10 protein-coding genes are annotated in these 15,725 nt (G+C 71.9%); 9 read left to right on the forward strand and 1 reads right to left on the reverse strand.

What is annotated here, in order from left to right:
- The first annotated feature begins 166 nt into the window (after positions 1 to 166).
- From ABZ880_RS32650 to ABZ880_RS32690, 9 genes are all read left to right on the forward strand, one after another.
- Positions 167 to 880, forward strand: a complete 714-nt coding sequence (locus ABZ880_RS32650; RefSeq protein ID WP_361270194.1) for an ABC transporter ATP-binding protein — start codon at positions 167 to 169, stop codon at positions 878 to 880.
- Positions 877 to 3,372 (forward strand): ABC transporter permease, encoded by a 2,496-nt coding sequence (locus ABZ880_RS32655; protein ID WP_361270197.1) that lies wholly within the window; start codon positions 877 to 879, stop codon positions 3,370 to 3,372. Before ABZ880_RS32650 ends, ABZ880_RS32655 begins: the two co-directional genes overlap by 4 nt.
- A 174-nt stretch (positions 3,373 to 3,546) precedes the next feature.
- Entirely contained in the window at positions 3,547 to 5,106 is a 1,560-nt protein-coding gene (locus ABZ880_RS32660; RefSeq protein ID WP_361270201.1) for a DUF4192 domain-containing protein, read from the forward strand.
- Positions 5,107 to 6,164: 1,058 nt separating this feature from the next.
- Positions 6,165 to 8,084: a glycogen debranching N-terminal domain-containing protein gene (locus ABZ880_RS32665; protein WP_361270466.1), complete on the forward strand. Its 1,920-nt coding sequence runs from the start codon at positions 6,165 to 6,167 to the stop codon at positions 8,082 to 8,084.
- A 131-nt stretch (positions 8,085 to 8,215) separates the two neighbouring features.
- Positions 8,216 to 8,974 (forward strand): NUDIX hydrolase, encoded by a 759-nt coding sequence (locus ABZ880_RS32670; protein ID WP_099931797.1) that lies wholly within the window; start codon positions 8,216 to 8,218, stop codon positions 8,972 to 8,974.
- Between the two features lie 135 nt (positions 8,975 to 9,109).
- Positions 9,110 to 11,050, forward strand: coding sequence for an ATP-binding cassette domain-containing protein (locus ABZ880_RS32675; protein WP_361270204.1), 1,941 nt, complete (start codon positions 9,110 to 9,112; stop codon positions 11,048 to 11,050).
- A 164-nt stretch (positions 11,051 to 11,214) separates the two neighbouring features.
- Positions 11,215 to 12,102 (forward strand): FadR/GntR family transcriptional regulator, encoded by an 888-nt coding sequence (locus ABZ880_RS32680; RefSeq protein WP_361270206.1) that lies wholly within the window; start codon positions 11,215 to 11,217, stop codon positions 12,100 to 12,102.
- 429 nt (positions 12,103 to 12,531) lie between these two features.
- The gene (locus tag ABZ880_RS32685; RefSeq protein WP_361270209.1) at positions 12,532 to 14,073 is read left to right on the forward strand and encodes an RNA polymerase sigma factor; all 1,542 of its coding nucleotides are present in this window, start codon (positions 12,532 to 12,534) and stop codon (positions 14,071 to 14,073) included.
- A gap of 135 nt (positions 14,074 to 14,208) precedes the next feature.
- Positions 14,209 to 15,072: a serine protease gene (locus ABZ880_RS32690; protein WP_361270211.1), complete on the forward strand. Its 864-nt coding sequence runs from the start codon at positions 14,209 to 14,211 to the stop codon at positions 15,070 to 15,072.
- 103 nt (positions 15,073 to 15,175) lie between these two features.
- On the opposite strand, the gene ABZ880_RS32695 is transcribed toward ABZ880_RS32690, so the two are convergent.
- Positions 15,176 to 15,406 (reverse strand): hypothetical protein, encoded by a 231-nt coding sequence (locus tag ABZ880_RS32695; protein WP_030945102.1) that lies wholly within the window; start codon positions 15,404 to 15,406, stop codon positions 15,176 to 15,178.
- Positions 15,407 to 15,725: the final 319 nt, after the last annotated feature.

Raw genomic sequence — 15,725 nt, forward strand, 5'->3', positions numbered from 1 at the left:
GTCTCAGCGGGGGTCCGTCTCAACCTCTCGACTACATCGCAGGGTTGAGGCCGTCGGGCATCCGCCGTACACGGTAGGGATCTTCGGCATCGCGGCCGACGCGGCGCCGGACCCCTCACTCCTAGCTTCGCCGGTACGAACGCGACCGGCGATCTGGAGGAGAGCCGTGAGGGACCTGACCGAGCCGCTCATCGAGCTGCGCAATGTGAGCAAGGCGTACGACGAGGGGCCGCCCGCGCTGTCCGGGCTGACGCTTGACGTGCTGGTCGGCGAGGCGGTCGCCGTGCTGGGCCCGTCCGGCAGCGGCAAGTCGACACTGCTGAACATGGTCGCCGGGCTCGATCGGCCGACCGAGGGCGGCGTGACGGTCGCCGGGGTGCGGGTGGACGAGCTGACCGAGGCCGGGTCCGCCAAGTACCGCAGGGCCTGGATCGGCATGATCTTCCAGTTCTTCAATCTGCTGGACGACCTGACCGTCGCCGACAACGTGTTGCTGCCGGCCCAGCTCGCGGGCATGCCCCGCGCGCGGGCCGCGGCCCGCGCCGGCGAACTGCTCGGCCGTCTCGGAATCGCCCGGCACGCGCACGCGTACCCCGGCCGGCTGTCCGGGGGCGAGCGGCAGCGGGTCGCGGTGGCCAGGGCGCTGATGAACAGTCCGGCGCTGCTGCTGGCCGACGAGCCCACCGGGGCGCTGGACTCGGCGTCGGGGGCGGACGTACAGGCGCTGTTGCGCGACCTCAACGAGGACGGGCAGACGATCGTGCTCGTCACCCACGACCTGTCGCTGGCGGAGGCGTGCGCGACCCGCACCATCGAGCTGGTCGACGGACGGGTCGCCCGGGACACAGCGCACGCGCGCGTGCCGAAGGTGGCCCGATGAGCGCCCTCGGACCGTCGGGACCGGCGGGCACTCGACTGGTAGAGCCGGCCCCGGCCGCGCACCCGCCCGGCGGCGGTCGGAACCGCCGAACCGGGCCGGCCGGCAAGGGCAGTGCGCTCGGCCGGGTGGTGCGCGCGGGGGTGGGCCGACGCCGCGTGCAGACCGCGGTGATGGTGCTGACGACGCTGCTCGCGGTGGCGGCCTCGGTGCTCGGCGCCGGGCTGCTCGTGGCCTCGCAGGCGCCCTTCGACCACGCGTTCGCCAAACAGCAAGGGGCGCATCTCAGCGCGGAGTTCGACGGAACGAAGGTGTCGCCGAGCCGACTGGCGGCCACCGCGGACGCCGACGGCGTGTTGGCGGCCGCCGGCCCGTTCCCCGTGGCCTCGCTGCGGCTGGGCGGGACAGGCGGGCCCGCGGACTCCCCGCCGCCGATGACGGTGGTCGGCCGCGCGAAGGCGGCGCAGCCGGTGGACGAGGTGGACCTCGTCAAGGGCAGGTGGGCTTCGAAATCCGGCGAGGTCGTACTGGAGGCCGGCGCAGTCGTCCCTGCCGTCAAGGTGGGCAGCAGGCTGCCGGCCACCGGCCCGGGCGGCCCCGCCGAGCTGACCGTGACGGGGATCGCCGAGTCGGTCGGCCAGAGCGCCGACGCCTGGGTGCTGCCCGCACAGCTGCACCGACTCGCCGGATCCGCCGCGGACTACCAGATGCTGTACCGCTTCGACGACGCCGGCAGCCGGGCGGCGGTCGCGGCCGGGAAGAAGGCCGTCTCCGCGGGGCTGCCGAGCGGTGCGCTGCTCGGTGCGCAGTCGTGGCTCGACGTGAAGCAGATCGCGGACAACAACACCGCGGCGTTCATCCCGTTCGTGTCCGCGTTCGCGCTCATAGGACTGGCCGTGTCGGTGCTCATCATCTCCGTCGTGGTCAGCGGCGCGGTCGCCGCGGCCACCCGCCGTATCGGCATCCTGAAGGCACTCGGCTTCACCCCGGCGCAGGTGGGCAGGGCGTACGTCGGACAGGCCCTGATCCCGGCCTCGGTCGGTGCACTGCTGGGCGTGCTCGTCGGCAACCTGCTGGCGGTGCCGATGCTGGACGAGGTCGGGACCGCCTACGGCACGGGCCGCATCCTCATCCCGTTGTGGATCGACGTGGTGGTGCCTGCAGCGGCGCTGGCCCTGGTGGCGGCCGCCGCGCTGGGCCCGGCGATGCGCGCCGCCCGGCTGCGCACCGCGGAGGCGATCGCCGTCGGCCGCACACTGCACGAGGGACGAGGACGGCACGTACGGCGGCTGCTGGGCCGGCTGCCGGTGCCGCGGCCCCTCAGCCTGGGCCTGGCGGGACCGGTCGCGCGTCCGGCGCGTGCGGCGACCACCGCGGCCGCCGTGGGGTTCGGCGCGCTCGCCGTCACCTTCGCGGTGGGGCTGGGCAGTTCGCTCGTCGCGATCCAGACGCACGGCGACCTGGACTCGCTCGGCGACGTCAGGGTCAGCACCATGGGGCGGCCCGGGGCGTCGGAGCGAAGCGGAGCTCCGGGCGCGGAGCCGACGGACACCCCGCAGCCGCCGAAGCCGGCGGACCCGGCCGAGGTGGCGGCGGCGATCCGTGCGCAGTCCGGCACGGCGTCGTACTTCGGCACCGGGAAGACGTACGTCAGCGTCGCGGGCGTCAAGGGCGGCACCCCGCTGGTGGTGTACGTCGGCGACGCCGCCGGCAGTGGTCAGCACATGGTGTCGGGACGCTGGTTCTCAGCGACCGGCGAGGCGGTGGCGCCGTCCCGCTTCCTGCAGGCCACCGGGGCCGAGGTCGGGGACACCGTGACGCTGACGGACCAGGGGCGCAGCGTACGGCTGAAGCTGGTCGGCGAGATCTTCGACCTCGGTGACCAGGGCATGGCGGTGCGCACCGACGCGTCGTCGGTGGCGAAGTTGGTGCCCGACGTGAAGCCGGACGACTTCACCGTCGAACTCGCCAAGGGCACCGACAAGGCCGACTATCTGGACGGGCTGAACTCCAAGCTGGAGAACATCGGTGGGGTGGCCATGAGCGCCGACGAGGGCAACAGGTCGACCGTCATCATGGTGATGCAGTCCCTGATCGCGATGCTGACGACGATGCTGGTGGTCGTGGCCTGCCTGTGCGTCCTCAACACAGTGGTGCTCGACACCCGCGAACGGGTCCACGACCTGGGGGTGTTCAAGGCCCTCGGGATGAGCCCCCGGCAGACGGTCGCCATGGTGCTCACTTCCGTCACCGCCACCGGGCTGGTGGCCGGCGTCATCGGCGTACCGCTCGGCGTGGCACTGCACCACTTCGTGGTGCCCGCGATGGGCCGGTCTGTCGGCGCCAACATCCCGGCCGCCGAGGTGGACGTCTACGACACGGGCACGCTGGCTCTGCTCGCTCTGGGAGGCCTGGCCATCGCGGCAGCGGGTGCCCTGCTCCCGGCGGGCTGGGCGGCACGAACGGGGACTGCGCGGGCGTTGCGAACGGAGTGAACCGGGCGGAACGCCCCGGCGGCGCCGGCGGGTTCGGTGCCGCCCGGGCGTTTTCGCTCGGACACGGGCGCTTGCGGCCACAGCAGCCGTGGCCGGTCGGCGAGTTGGCGTGTCCCTGGTCGGACTTATCCACAGGGCAAAGCGGAGTTTCGGGATCCGCGAGATCGTCGGGGCATGACGAACCACGGCGAAACCACTGGATCCCCCGAAAACGGCAAGGCCGCCGGACACGACGGTCGCGAACCCTACGACGGAATCGGCGCACCCGACTGCACCGCCTACGAGGGCCACGGCGCCGACCACCAGGTCACCCTGCGCACTCCGGCCGAACTGGCCGACGCGCTGCCCTATCTGCTCGGGTACCGCCCCGAGGACAGCATCGTCCTGGTCGCCCTGCACGACAGGGACGGGCGCGGCCGGTTCGGCGGCCGGGCCCGGCTCGGCATTCCGGCGAGCGCGGACGACTGGACGTCCGTGGCCCAGCAGTTGGCCCACGGTCTGGTGACGGGCAGCGAGCGCAGGGGGGCCCGGCCCGAGCAGATGGTCGCCTACCTCTGCCAGGAGCCGGGGAGGGGCGAGTCGGGCCGTCAGGTCATGGAGCGGTTGCGGCCGCTGGCCCAGAAACTGCGGATCGAGTGCGGTCACCTCGACGTGCCGGTGATCGAGGCGCTGTGCATCTCGGACGGCCGCTTCTGGTCGTACTGCTGCGTGAACGAGGCGTGCTGCCCGCCCGAAGGCGTCCCCATGGGCCTGCCCGGCACCTCGGTGCTGGCCGCCGCTGCCACCTACGCCGGTCTTCAAGTACGGGGCACGCTGCGCGAGTTGCGGACCAGGCTGCTGCCCTGGGAGACCGCGGCCGCCCTGGACCAGGAACTCGCCCTGGACACCGCGAGCATGGCGCTGGTCCCCAGGATCCTCGACGAGTCGAGCCGCGGGGACGTGGCCGAGGAGACACTGGAGCTGGCCGAGCGGATCATGCGCCGCCTGGCCGAGGCTCCGCCTGTCTCCGGCACGCTCATGACGGATCTCCGCGACGACGAACTGCTCGGACACGACGAGGCGGCGACGCTGATTCTCGGCCTCCAGGACCGTTCGACCCGCGACCGCGCGGCCGAATGGATGGAGGGTGAGGCAGCCGCTTCCGCCCTGCGCCTGTGGCGGGCCCTGGCCCGGCGCTGCGTCGGGTCCTACGGCGAACACGCGGCGGCTCCCCTGACTCTCGCCGGCTGGGTCGCCTGGTCCACCGGCGACGAACTGGAGGCCCGGGAAGCCCTCGCCATGGCACTCGGCGCGGACCCCGGCTATCTCTTCGCCCGTCTGCTGCACCAGGCCTGCAACGAGGGCCTGGACCCGGAGTCGATCCGCCGCTGCCTGCGTGCGGAACGCCGGGACCGGGGACACCCGGGACCCGACGACGGGGAGGGCCCCGGAGAGCAAGCGGTGCTGGAACCCACCGAGTGGGCGCCGCTGGTGTCGGAGGACGTCTCCCGTCCGCGACGCCGCTCGCGCCCCGGAGGTTCGGCCGGCAGCCGTACCCGCTCGGCAAAGGCGACCGGCCGAGGGAGCGGTGGAACTGTCCCCCGTCCCCGTACACCGGCGTCGGGCGCCACCCGTCCCGGCGGCGGACGGACGCACGGCATGCGCCCGCGTACGTCAGGCAAGGAAGCCGCGCGCCACCGTGACTGTCCCGGAAGTGTGCTTCCCGGCGGCGATGACAGTGAGCGGGACGTATGAGTACGGGCAGACACATGCGCAGGCCGGACCTATGAGCAACAGCCGGGGAGCGCCGCGATGTCGCCGACGTCGACGTCAGCTGCTGTACGAGGCGCGGACGGCAGGGGAAAGCCGTCGCGAGCATTGCGTGTCGCCGCAGCCATTCGGTCGGGTTGGCCGGCCGTGGGCGTGACCCGGAGGAGCCCCGCTCCGTTCACCTGAGTGGCGGAACGGCCGGATGGGCCGTGCCGCTGCACAGCCCCCGTACGTCCGGATCCCCCACCCGGTGCCGCAGACGCCCGAGGTGCACAGAGCGGAGAAGAAGCCACCCCATGCATCAGTCGACTCCGCCCTCCGCCGCCGACGACCGTTCCGGCGTCGGCCGGTCCATGCTGTCCCGCGGGGCGGTTGCCGACCTGCCGACGCTCCCGGACCGCACCGGTCGGCCCGAGACACGACTCGCGAGCGACACCTTGCTCAACTCGCCGCCCAGCGGCCAGGACCGACCTTCGCCCTCATTGACGGGGCGGCCACGACCTGCTGCCGGAGCGGTCATTCAGGACCGACTTCTCGACGGCTCCGCCGACCAGGACGCAACCGCCGTTCGCCCAACCGAACTGGGTCGACCTGCACTCCGGCTGACGGAAGCGGACTGCCTCCCTGCCACACACGACGACCAGTTCCACGGCTCTGTCACACCCGCCGACCAGGCCCGCCCTGCTCCGCTTTCACCGGGCAGGGACGAGCACCCAACCTCGCCCACCGACTCCGGCCCACCCCTACCCCTGGCGGCGAGTCAGGCTCGACATTCCGGCCAGCCAAAGAGCCGACAGTTCTCACCATCACCCTCCACAGGCGACGGCCGTACCCCACCCCCGATCACCGACACGGGCCAGGTCGCCACCTCGCCTCCGACCGTCGACGCAAGCCAGGCGCGCCGCTCACCAGACTTCTCGCGCCCAGGAGCGCCCTCAGGAGCACCCGTGGGAGCCGCCCATCGGCCCCGAGGCGCTCCGCCGCCCGCCCCGTTTCCGCAACCCCGCCGCTCCGTCGAACTGCCTTCCACCCACACGGCCTTGATCTGCGTCGCCCTCCCGGGGCTCGTCATCTCCACGGAGCAGGGCCAGTTGACCGGCCAGGGCCTGGAGGGCTTCTACCGTGCGGGCCGACGCCTGCTCTCCCGTTGCCAGGTCCGTGTGGCCGGGCGTGAACCGCTGGCGGTCCAGGCCCGGATGACCGCTGCCGACCGGGCCCGCTTCGTCGGTGCGCTGCGTGCTTCCCCGCACTCAGGACCGGACCCGGACGTCGTCGTCGAGCGCGTCCGCCACGCGGACGGCACCGAGCGGATCACCCTGCACAGCGCGGCCTCGCGCCCCCTGCGCGTGCCGGTCGAGGTCGCGCTCGGGACGGACCTGGCGGACCTGGGCGCGATCGCCTCCGGCACCGCGGGACCCGAACTGCCCGCCAGCGTCCATGACTCGGGCCTGCGCTGGTCCTGCGCCACCGGGAACTCGGCGGTCACGGCAGATCCGCCGCCCGCCGACGCGCTGGCCTCCGCCGGGCTGCTGCGCTGGGAGTTCGAGCTGCCGCCGGGCAGCAGCAGGAGTGTGGAGCTGCGGGTGCGGCCGGACGGAGCGGGACCCGTCCGGGCCGTGGGCCGAGCGGCGACGAGCCCTCTCGCCGCCGCGAGCGCGTCCGGCGACGACCCCAGGGTCCACGCGCTGCTGCGGACGAGCGTCGAGGACCTGCAGGCCCTCCTGCTGCGCGACCCCGCCCACCCGTCCGACACACACCTCGCGGCGGGGGCACCCTGGCGCTGCGGCCTGGCCCCTGCAGAGGCGCTCGCCGCGGCGCGGATGACGCTGCCCCTCGGTACCCGTCTCGCCGCGGGCACGCTTCATGCCCTTGCCAGGACCCAACTCGCGGGCGCCGAACCGCAGTTCGGCATGATCCCCGGGCCGCGACGGGACGCGGGCGCGCATCTGCCGCCGGGCTGCACCGGCACCGAAGCCACGCTGCTGTTCCCCGCACTCCTCGCGGAGGCCCGCCGCTGGGGACTGCCCGAGCACGAGACGGAGGAACTGCTGCCTGCGGCCGAGCGCTGTCTGACCTGGCTGCGGACCACCGTGGGCGACGGCACCTACTTGCGCGACTCGCACCCGGGCGGCCCGGTCCGCTGCGAGACGCAGGCACACGCCCACCGCGCGGCGCTGCTCGGCGCGGACCTGCTCGATGCCTGCGGACGGCCGGGCGGCGCCGAACTGCGGCAGTGGGCCCAGGCGTTGCGGACGGCGTTCCGGGAGGACTTCTGGATCGACGACCTGGGCGGAGGACGCCCGGCGGCCGCCGCCCGCGCCCCGGACGGAAGCCCCGTGCCCTACCTGGGCGCGGCAGCCGCCCATCTCCTCGACACCGGCCTGCTGGGCGGCGGCGAACTGGCCCTCGGTCTGCTCGACAAGGTGCAGACCGAACAGCTCGCCCGGCTGCTGGGCAGCCCGGCCATGGACTCGGGCTGGGGGCTGCGCGGGCTGGGTGCGAGAGAAGCCGGATACAACGCGTTCGGCCATCGGAGCGGTGCCGTACGGGTCCACGAGACGGCAGTCGCCGTCGCCGGCCTTGCCGCCGCCGGCTACGAGAAGGAGGCGAGCTCGCTGCTGCGGGGCCTGCTGGCGGCCGCCGAGGCCTTCGGTCACCGCCTGCCCGAGATGTATGCGGGGGAGCAGCGCACCGCCGGGAGCGTTCCCGTCCCGCATCCGGCGGCCTGCCGCCCCGCGGCGACCGCGGCTGCCGCAGGTGTGCTGCTGCCGGCCACGCTCGCGGGCATCCGCCCCGATGCCCCCGCCGGTACGGTCACGCTGCGCCCCGTGCGCAGCGCGCCCCTGGGCGAGATCGTCCTGACCGGACTACGGGTCGCGGGCGCCCCCTTCTCCGTACGGGTCGGCCGACTCGGCATCGCGATGGTCGAGGAGGCGGCCGACGGACTGCAATTGGGAGTGTGACCTCGGACGACGTACCGCGCCACCACGGCCGGGACCGGAAGATGAGGCCCATACCGGACCGAAGTGGATCAGCCGTCGAAGCGGCCGACGAAGGGAGTGTTTATCGTCAAGCAGACGACTATGATCGCCGCATGCCCTACGACCCGTCAGCCTTTCCGCCCTTCGCCGTCACCGTGGACCTGGTCGTGCTGACCGTGCGCCGCCATGCCCTGTGCGCGCTGGCGGTACGCAGGGGCGAGCCACCGTTTCAGGGGCGCTGGGCGCTCCCCGGTGGCTTCGTACGGGCCGACGAGGATCTGGCGCAGGCCGCAGCGCGAGAGCTGGCCGAGGAGACCGGGCTGCGGGCCCACGACCCGGCGGTCCCCGCTCAGGACAACGGTGCCCACCTTGAGCAGCTCGCGACCTACGGCGACCCCAAGCGGGACCCCCGGATGCGCGTGGTCAGCGTCGCCCACCTGGCGCTCGCCCCCGACCTGCCCGCACCCCGGGCGGGCGGCGACGCCAGCAACGCGCGCTGGGCGCCGGTCGACGAACTGCTGCAGCAGGGTGGTTACGGCCGGGACGGCGAGCCGGTGGCGCCGCTCGCCTTCGACCACGCCCAGATCCTCTCCGACGGCGTCGAACGAGCCCGTTCCAAGATCGAGTACTCGTCCCTCGCCACCGCGTTCTGCCCCACCGAGTTCACCGTCGGCGAGCTGCGGCGGGTCTACGAGGCGGTGTGGGGCGTGGCACTCGACCCCCGCAACTTCCACCGCAAGGTGACCGGCACACCCGGCTTCCTCGTCCCCACCGGCGGGACCACCACACGCCAGGGCGGCCGCCCGGCCCAGCTGTTCCGGGCCGGCGGTGCCACGCTCCTCAACCCCCCGATGCTGCGACCCGAAGTGTGACGCGGGCACCCGGACCGCGATGCGGCCGGGCTCGGGCGCGAACGGCGGACAGGGTCCCCCGTAGGACCGGTCGCCGACCGGTGAGCGGGCCGCGCTATACCACTAAAACGGACATAACGCGCTATCTTGCTGCGGGTGATCGAGGCCTTCGGACTGACAAGCAATCCCCGCAAGGAGCTTCCGCTCGCCGTCGACGACCTCTCCTTCGAGGCGCGCGCAGGCCATGTCACCGCGCTGCTCGGCCTGCCGGGGGCGGGCAAGACGACCGCGCTCAGACTCATGCTCGAACTCCAACAGGGCCGTGGCATCACCCACTTCAAAGGCCGCCCGCTGAACCGCATCCCTCATCCGTCGCGCGAAGTGGGCGTGCTCCTGGGCGATGTACCGGGACACCCGGCCCGCACGGTCCGCGGCCATCTGCGCATGCTGTGCGCTGCCGCGGGCGTCCCGGTCCGCCGTGCCGACGAGGTCCTCGAGGTGGTCGGCCTCGTCAGCCTGCGCGACGAGCGCCTCGGCACCCTCTCCCGCGGCATGGACCGGCGCCTCGGCCTGGCCTGCGCCCTGCTGTCCGATCCGCACACGCTCGTGCTCGACGATCCCGCCGGCGGGCTCTCCACCCGTGAGGCCCAGTGGCTGCACGGCATGCTCCGCGCGCACTCCTCCCAGGGCGGTACGGTCCTGCTCACCACCTCCGACCCCAAGGAGGCGGCACGCAACGCCGACCGGGTCGTCACACTCGAGCAGGGCAGACTCGTCGCCGACCAGAAGGCCGACGAATTCGCCCGCACCCGGCTGCGCCCCCGCGTCGCCGTCCGCAGCCCGCACGCCACACGCCTGGCCGCTCTGCTCACCAAAGAGGCCCGCACCGCGCAGCGCTCCGTCGAGGTCGTGCGCGAGGGCGGCAACCGCCTCTCGGTGTACGGCAGTACCTGTGCCGACGTCGGCGAGACCGCGTTCCGCCACGGCATCCTCGTACATCAACTGGCCGACGAGACCGGGGACATGGGACCCGGAGCCGGGCCGGCCACCGTCGACGGGCCGGAGACCGCCGTCGCCCCGCAGGCACCGGACCAGCCGAGCACTGCCGATGCCGACCGGGAGCCCGAAACCGCACCGCAGCTCTCGGTTCCGGCCGGGACGCCCCGAAGCGAGGACGCCGAACTGCATTCCTCCGCCGAGGCCGAGGTGCCTCGCGCCGACGGGGAAACACCCGCTGCCGCAGATCCCCGGGCGAAGGCCTCCCGCTCCGCGGAGACTCGCCCCCCTGACGCCCTGTCCCTCCTTCCACCCCCCATCTCCGTCCGCCCCGCCCCCAGTCCGCTCCGCCCGCTGCGCTACGAAATCCGTCGCGCCGCCGGGATCGGCACGGGATTCGTCACAGGGGCCGTCGTGCTCGTCGTGTCCGCGCTCGCCGCCGTACTCCTGGCCCGGATCGGACACACCCCGCAGGCGCGCCTGCTGGCCGCCTGGCCGCGGGAGCTGCCGCTGCCGCCCGCCGCCCTCGGTGCGGGGCTGCTCGGGGCCCTGGCCTTCGGCGACGAGTTCCGCCACCCCGCGCTGGCGGCGGACCGCGGCACCGTCCCCCGCCGGCTGGGGCTGCTTGCCGCGAAACTCCTCGTCGCCGCGGCCACCGCGCTGATGCTGGCTTTCCTCACGGTCGGCTGCGACGCCGAAGTGCTCTACCTCGTCTACGGACGGGAGCTCGCACAGGTTCCCGCGGACTGGATTTCGATGAGCGCGAGTTGGATCGGGCTCGTCGTCGGGTGCGCCTGGGCCGGGGTGCTGGCCGCGGGCGTCTTCCGGTCCACCACGGCAGGGCTCGCCGCCGTGCTCGCTGTGCCGGTCCTCGTCGTACCTCTCGTACAAAAGGCCTTGGAGGGCGCGTCCGTGCGGGCGGCGGCAGGCTTTCCGCTTCGGCTGCGCGAGGTGTTCCTGCTGCAGTGGCCTTTCGGGGGAGAGCGGTATCTGTCCGGCGTGGCACGCGTGATCGCCCAACCTGTGGGTGGCGCCCTGACGTTGTCGCTGACCGCTCTGCTCTGCGCGTATCTGCTCACGACCCTGCGAAGCAGGGTCTGATGACGACCGTCCGTGCCCGTTCGCCCCACCCTGCGCACAACTCCCCGGGGAAAGCCCATTTCTTTCCGATAAGGCGTCAATTGCGATGGGGTGAGCGATCACCCTTTCGTGTGCTTTTCACCAAAGACCTCAAGGGAGTTGAGGACGGCGCCGACAAAGGATCCGTGAGTACCCTTGCGCACACCATGATGACCGCCGCCCGCTCCGCAGACTCCGGCCTGACCGGCCCGGGCGAACTCGACCGCTACCCCTACGCCGAGACCCCTGCCGTCGACCGCGTCGGAGCCCCTTCCTGGGAGAGCGCCGACCCGGAGCTGGGTCGCGTGGGCCGGCGCGCCGCGGGCAGCCGCGGCCGCGGGCTGCACGGCCAACTCGTCCAGCAGCTTGGCCAGATGATCGTCTCCGGCGATCTGGGCGCCGACCGTCCGCTGGTACCCGAGGAGATCGGCCAGCGTTTCGAGGTCTCCCGCACCGTCGTCCGCGAGTCGCTCCGCGTTCTGGAGGCCAAGGGCCTGGTAAGCGCCCGCCCGAACGTCGGCACGCGCGTGCGCCCCGTCAGCGACTGGAACCTCCTCGACCCGGACATCATCGAATGGCGGGCCTTCGGGCCGCAGCGCGACGACCAGCGCCGTGAGCTGAGCGAGCTGCGCTGGACCATCGAACCGCTCGCCGCCCGCCTCGCCGCGGGGCACGGGCGCGAGGACGTGCAGCAGCGGCTGGCCGACATGGTCGAGATCATGGGACACGCCATGGGGCAGGGCGACGCGATCACGTTCTCCCGCGCCGACGCCGAGTTCCACTCCCTGCTCATCCAGGTCGCGGGCAACCGCATGCTGGAGCACCTCTCCGGGATCGTCTCGGCGGCCCTCCAGGTCTCCGGCGGCCCGGTGACCGGCTGTGACCGTCCGAACGAGACCTCGCTGGCGCACCACGGCAGGATCGTCGACGCCCTCGCCGCCGGCGACGGCACGGCGGCCGAGACGGCGATGCGTCAACTGCTCACCGTCCACCCCGAGGTGGAGCGCGTGGTGCCCGCACCGCGCGAACACTGACCACGCGCCGCGGACGGCGCGGCCGCGAGATGTCTCCCTCCTCCTGTGGCATCGCTCGGCCACCCACCGTCTCCCGTCGGACCCCGCAGGATCCCGGCGATCCTGCGGGGTCCGACGGCGCGACGGGGGTGTGTGTCTCCGGGCACAGCCCGGGTAGGAGCCATAGGTGACCTTGTCTGCCCTTGTCTGACCGTTTTTGGGCGCTTACGGGGTGTGACTCGGGCCACGCAGATTGGGCGTAACGCTCGGGGGAACAGCGCGATGACCTAAGAGGTGACAGCCGAGGAGGGAATACGGACGCCGGTCACGGCGCTGTGCATCTTCCCGGCCCCCGCCCGCGCCGTCGGCCCAATCCCCAAGCCGGCGGTCGGCTCCTGTCCGCAATGGACGGGGCCGGAAGCCGTTTTCCAACGTTCCGAGAGGTTGTTCGTGTCGGCCAGCACATCCCGTACGCTCCCGCCGGAGATCGCCGAGTCCGTCTCTGTCATGGCTCTCATTGAGCGGGGAAAGGCTGAGGGGCAGATCGCCGGCGACGATGTGCGTCGGGCCTTCGAAGCTGACCAGATTCCGGCCACTCAGTGGAAGAACGTACTGCGCAGCCTCAACCAGATCCTCGAGGAAGAGGGTGTGACGCTGATGGTCAGTGCCGCGGAGCCCAAGCGCACACGAAAGAGCGTCGCAGCGAAGAGTCCGGCCAAGCGCACCGCCACCAAGACGGTCGCGGCGAAGACGGTGACCACCAAGAAGGCCACCGCCACCGCCACCCCGGCGGCGCCCGCCGCCGACACGCCGGTCGAGGACGACGCCACCGCCAACAAGGCCGCTGCCGCCAAGAAGACGGTCGCCAAGAAGACGGCGGCCCCTGCCAAGAAGACGGTCGCCAAGAAGACGGCGGCCAAGAAGACCAGTGCCAAGAAGGACGACGCCGAGGTCCCCGAGGAGGAGGTGCTCGAGGACACCCCCAAGGGCGCCGACGAGCCCGAAGGTGCCGAGAGCGCGGGCTTCGTGCTCTCCGACGAGGACGAGGACGACGCGCCGGCCCAGCAGGTCGCCGCAGCGGGCGCCACCGCCGACCCGGTCAAGGACTACCTCAAGCAGATCGGCAAGGTCCCCCTGCTCAACGCCGAGCAGGAGGTCGAGCTCGCCAAGCGGATCGAGGCGGGCCTGTTCGCCGAGGACAAGCTGTCCAACGCCGACAAGCTGGCGCCGAAGCTCAAGCGCGAGCTGGAGATCATCGCCGAGGACGGCCGCCGCGCCAAGAACCACCTCCTGGAGGCCAACCTCCGTCTGGTGGTCTCCCTGGCCAAGCGTTACACCGGCCGCGGCATGCTCTTCCTGGACCTCATCCAGGAGGGCAACCTCGGTCTGATCCGCGCGGTCGAGAAGTTCGACTACACCAAGGGCTACAAGTTCTCCACGTACGCCACCTGGTGGATCCGTCAGGCGATCACCCGCGCGATGGCCGACCAGGCCCGCACCATCCGTATCCCGGTGCACATGGTCGAGGTCATCAACAAGCTCGCGCGCGTGCAGCGCCAGATGCTCCAGGACCTGGGCCGCGAGCCCACCCCGGAGGAGCTGGCCAAGGAACTCGACATGACCCCCGAGAAGGTCATCGAGGTCCAGAAGTACGGCCGCGAGCCCATCTCCCTGCACACCCCGCTGGGCGAGGACGGCGACAGCGAGTTCGGTGACCTCATCGAGGACTCCGAGGCCGTCGTCCCGGCCGACGCGGTCAGCTTCACGCTCCTGCAGGAGCAGCTGCACTCCGTGCTGGACACCCTGTCCGAGCGCGAGGCCGGTGTGGTCTCGATGCGCTTCGGTCTCACCGACGGTCAGCCGAAGACCCTCGACGAGATCGGCAAGGTGTACGGCGTCACGCGCGAGCGCATCCGCCAGATCGAGTCCAAGACCATGTCGAAGCTGCGCCACCCGTCGCGTTCGCAGGTGCTGCGCGACTACCTCGACTAGGTCGCGGTCGTACGACACAGAAGGCCCGGTCTCCCTTGAGGGGACCGGGCCTTCTCGTGCTGTCGCGCAGGTGCGGGGTGTGGCGGGCTGGATCACTCTGGGTGTCCCAGGACCACCCCAGAGTGAGGAGCCTGCATGCGTCGTTCCATTCTCCGGGCGCTGACCCGGCCGCTGATTCTTGCGGCCGCGGCGACCGCCATACCCATGGTGTCCACCGCTGCCGTGGCCGCCGACAGTGTCGTCGTGGGCGGCTTCCCCGTCGATGTGTCCGACAGTCCGTGGGCGGTGGCGCTGTCCATCCGTGACCGGTTCGGGGGTACGCGCGCCGGGCAGTTCTGCGGCGGTGCGGTCGTCGGTCCCAAGACGGTGCTCACCGCGGCCCACTGCATGGGCGAGGACGTCCTGGGGGCTCCGCCCAACCGCGTACAAGACCTGAAGGTCATCGCGGACCGTACGGACCTGCTCTCGGACGGGGGCCGAGAGATCCAGGTACGCAATGTCTGGGTGAACCCGCGCTACGACAGCGGCAGCAACGACGGAGACTTCGCCGTGCTCACCCTCGCCGAGCCGCTGCCCCGCAGCTCGGTGATCGCCATGGCGACCGCCGGCGATGCTCTGTACACACCCGGCACCAGTGCCATGGTCTACGGCTGGGGTGATGTCACGGGCGGCGGCGACTACACGCGCAGTCTGCGGGCGGCACGCGTACACGTGCTGCCGGACGCCCAGTGCGAGGAGGCGTATCCAGGCAGCGCCGACGGCACATACGTCGCCGAGAGCATGGTCTGCGCCGGGGAGACGAAAGGCGGCCACGACGCCTGTCAGGGGGACAGCGGCGGGCCCCTTGTGGCCCAGGGGAAGCTGATAGGGCTCGTGTCCTGGGGGAGCGGCTGCGGTCGTGCGGGGAGTCCCGGTGTCTACACGCGGGTGTCCAAGATCGCACGGATGGTGGGTCGGGCGGCGCGAGCAGGCTCCGAGAAGGCCGCCGACGGCGCCTGAGGGACATCACCGGTACGAGCGCGGGCGGCGCGGTCCCTGAGGCAGGGGCCGCGCCGCCCGTCACCGGCCTGTGCCGGAGCTGGCTCGTCGTGGATGCGAGGTGTCAGCGCTCTTCTTCGGAGGCGGATGCCGGAACGGACGTCAGCCGCTCCGTCTCGTCCTGTATCTCAGCGGCGATCTTCTTGAGTTCCGGCTCGAACTTGCGGCCGTGGTGGGCGCAGAAGAGCAGTTCGCCGCCGCTGAGCAGGACAACGCGCACGTAGGCCTGCGCTCCGCAGCGGTCGCAGCGATCGGCGGCCGTCAGGGGGCTCGCGGGGGTCAGAACAGTAGTCACGTCGCCTCTTCTCTAGCTCGACGAGCTGTCGTACCAGGGTCAACATCCAACCAGCCCCAAAACGTTCCCGCCCGGGGCTTTCCCTCGAAAAAATCTTTCGAGGCCGGCTGTCTGCTGCCGGTTGGCGGCGAATGTGCCGTATTGCGTGTCTGTGTGTCTTACGGTTTCGCGCAGTCTGTCAACATCTTGTCCTCCCGGCTGGGTTGCCGGTTGTTCATGAGGACGTGCCCGGAGCCTAAATGGTTCATGCCTCGAAGGGAACGTGATATGTACTTCACTCCATCGAGGGATCGAACATGCATGCGACCCTGGACTAGTC

The sequence above is a fragment of the Streptomyces sp. NPDC047043 genome (assembly GCF_040644055.1).
Classification (GTDB): Bacteria; Actinomycetota; Actinomycetes; order Streptomycetales; family Streptomycetaceae; genus Streptomyces.

Bases quoted from the DNA above. Each gene is read 5' to 3' on its own strand.
- ABZ880_RS32655 (WP_361270197.1), top strand. From the start codon at position 877: ATGAGCGCCCTCGGACCGTCGGGACCGGCGGGCACTCGACTGGTAGAG.
- ABZ880_RS32690 (WP_361270211.1), top strand. From the start codon at position 14,209: ATGCGTCGTTCCATTCTCCGGGCGCTGACCCGGCCGCTGATTCTTGCG.
- ABZ880_RS32670 (WP_099931797.1), top strand. From the start codon at position 8,216: ATGCCCTACGACCCGTCAGCCTTTCCGCCCTTCGCCGTCACCGTGGAC.
- ABZ880_RS32660 (WP_361270201.1), top strand. From the start codon at position 3,547: ATGACGAACCACGGCGAAACCACTGGATCCCCCGAAAACGGCAAGGCC.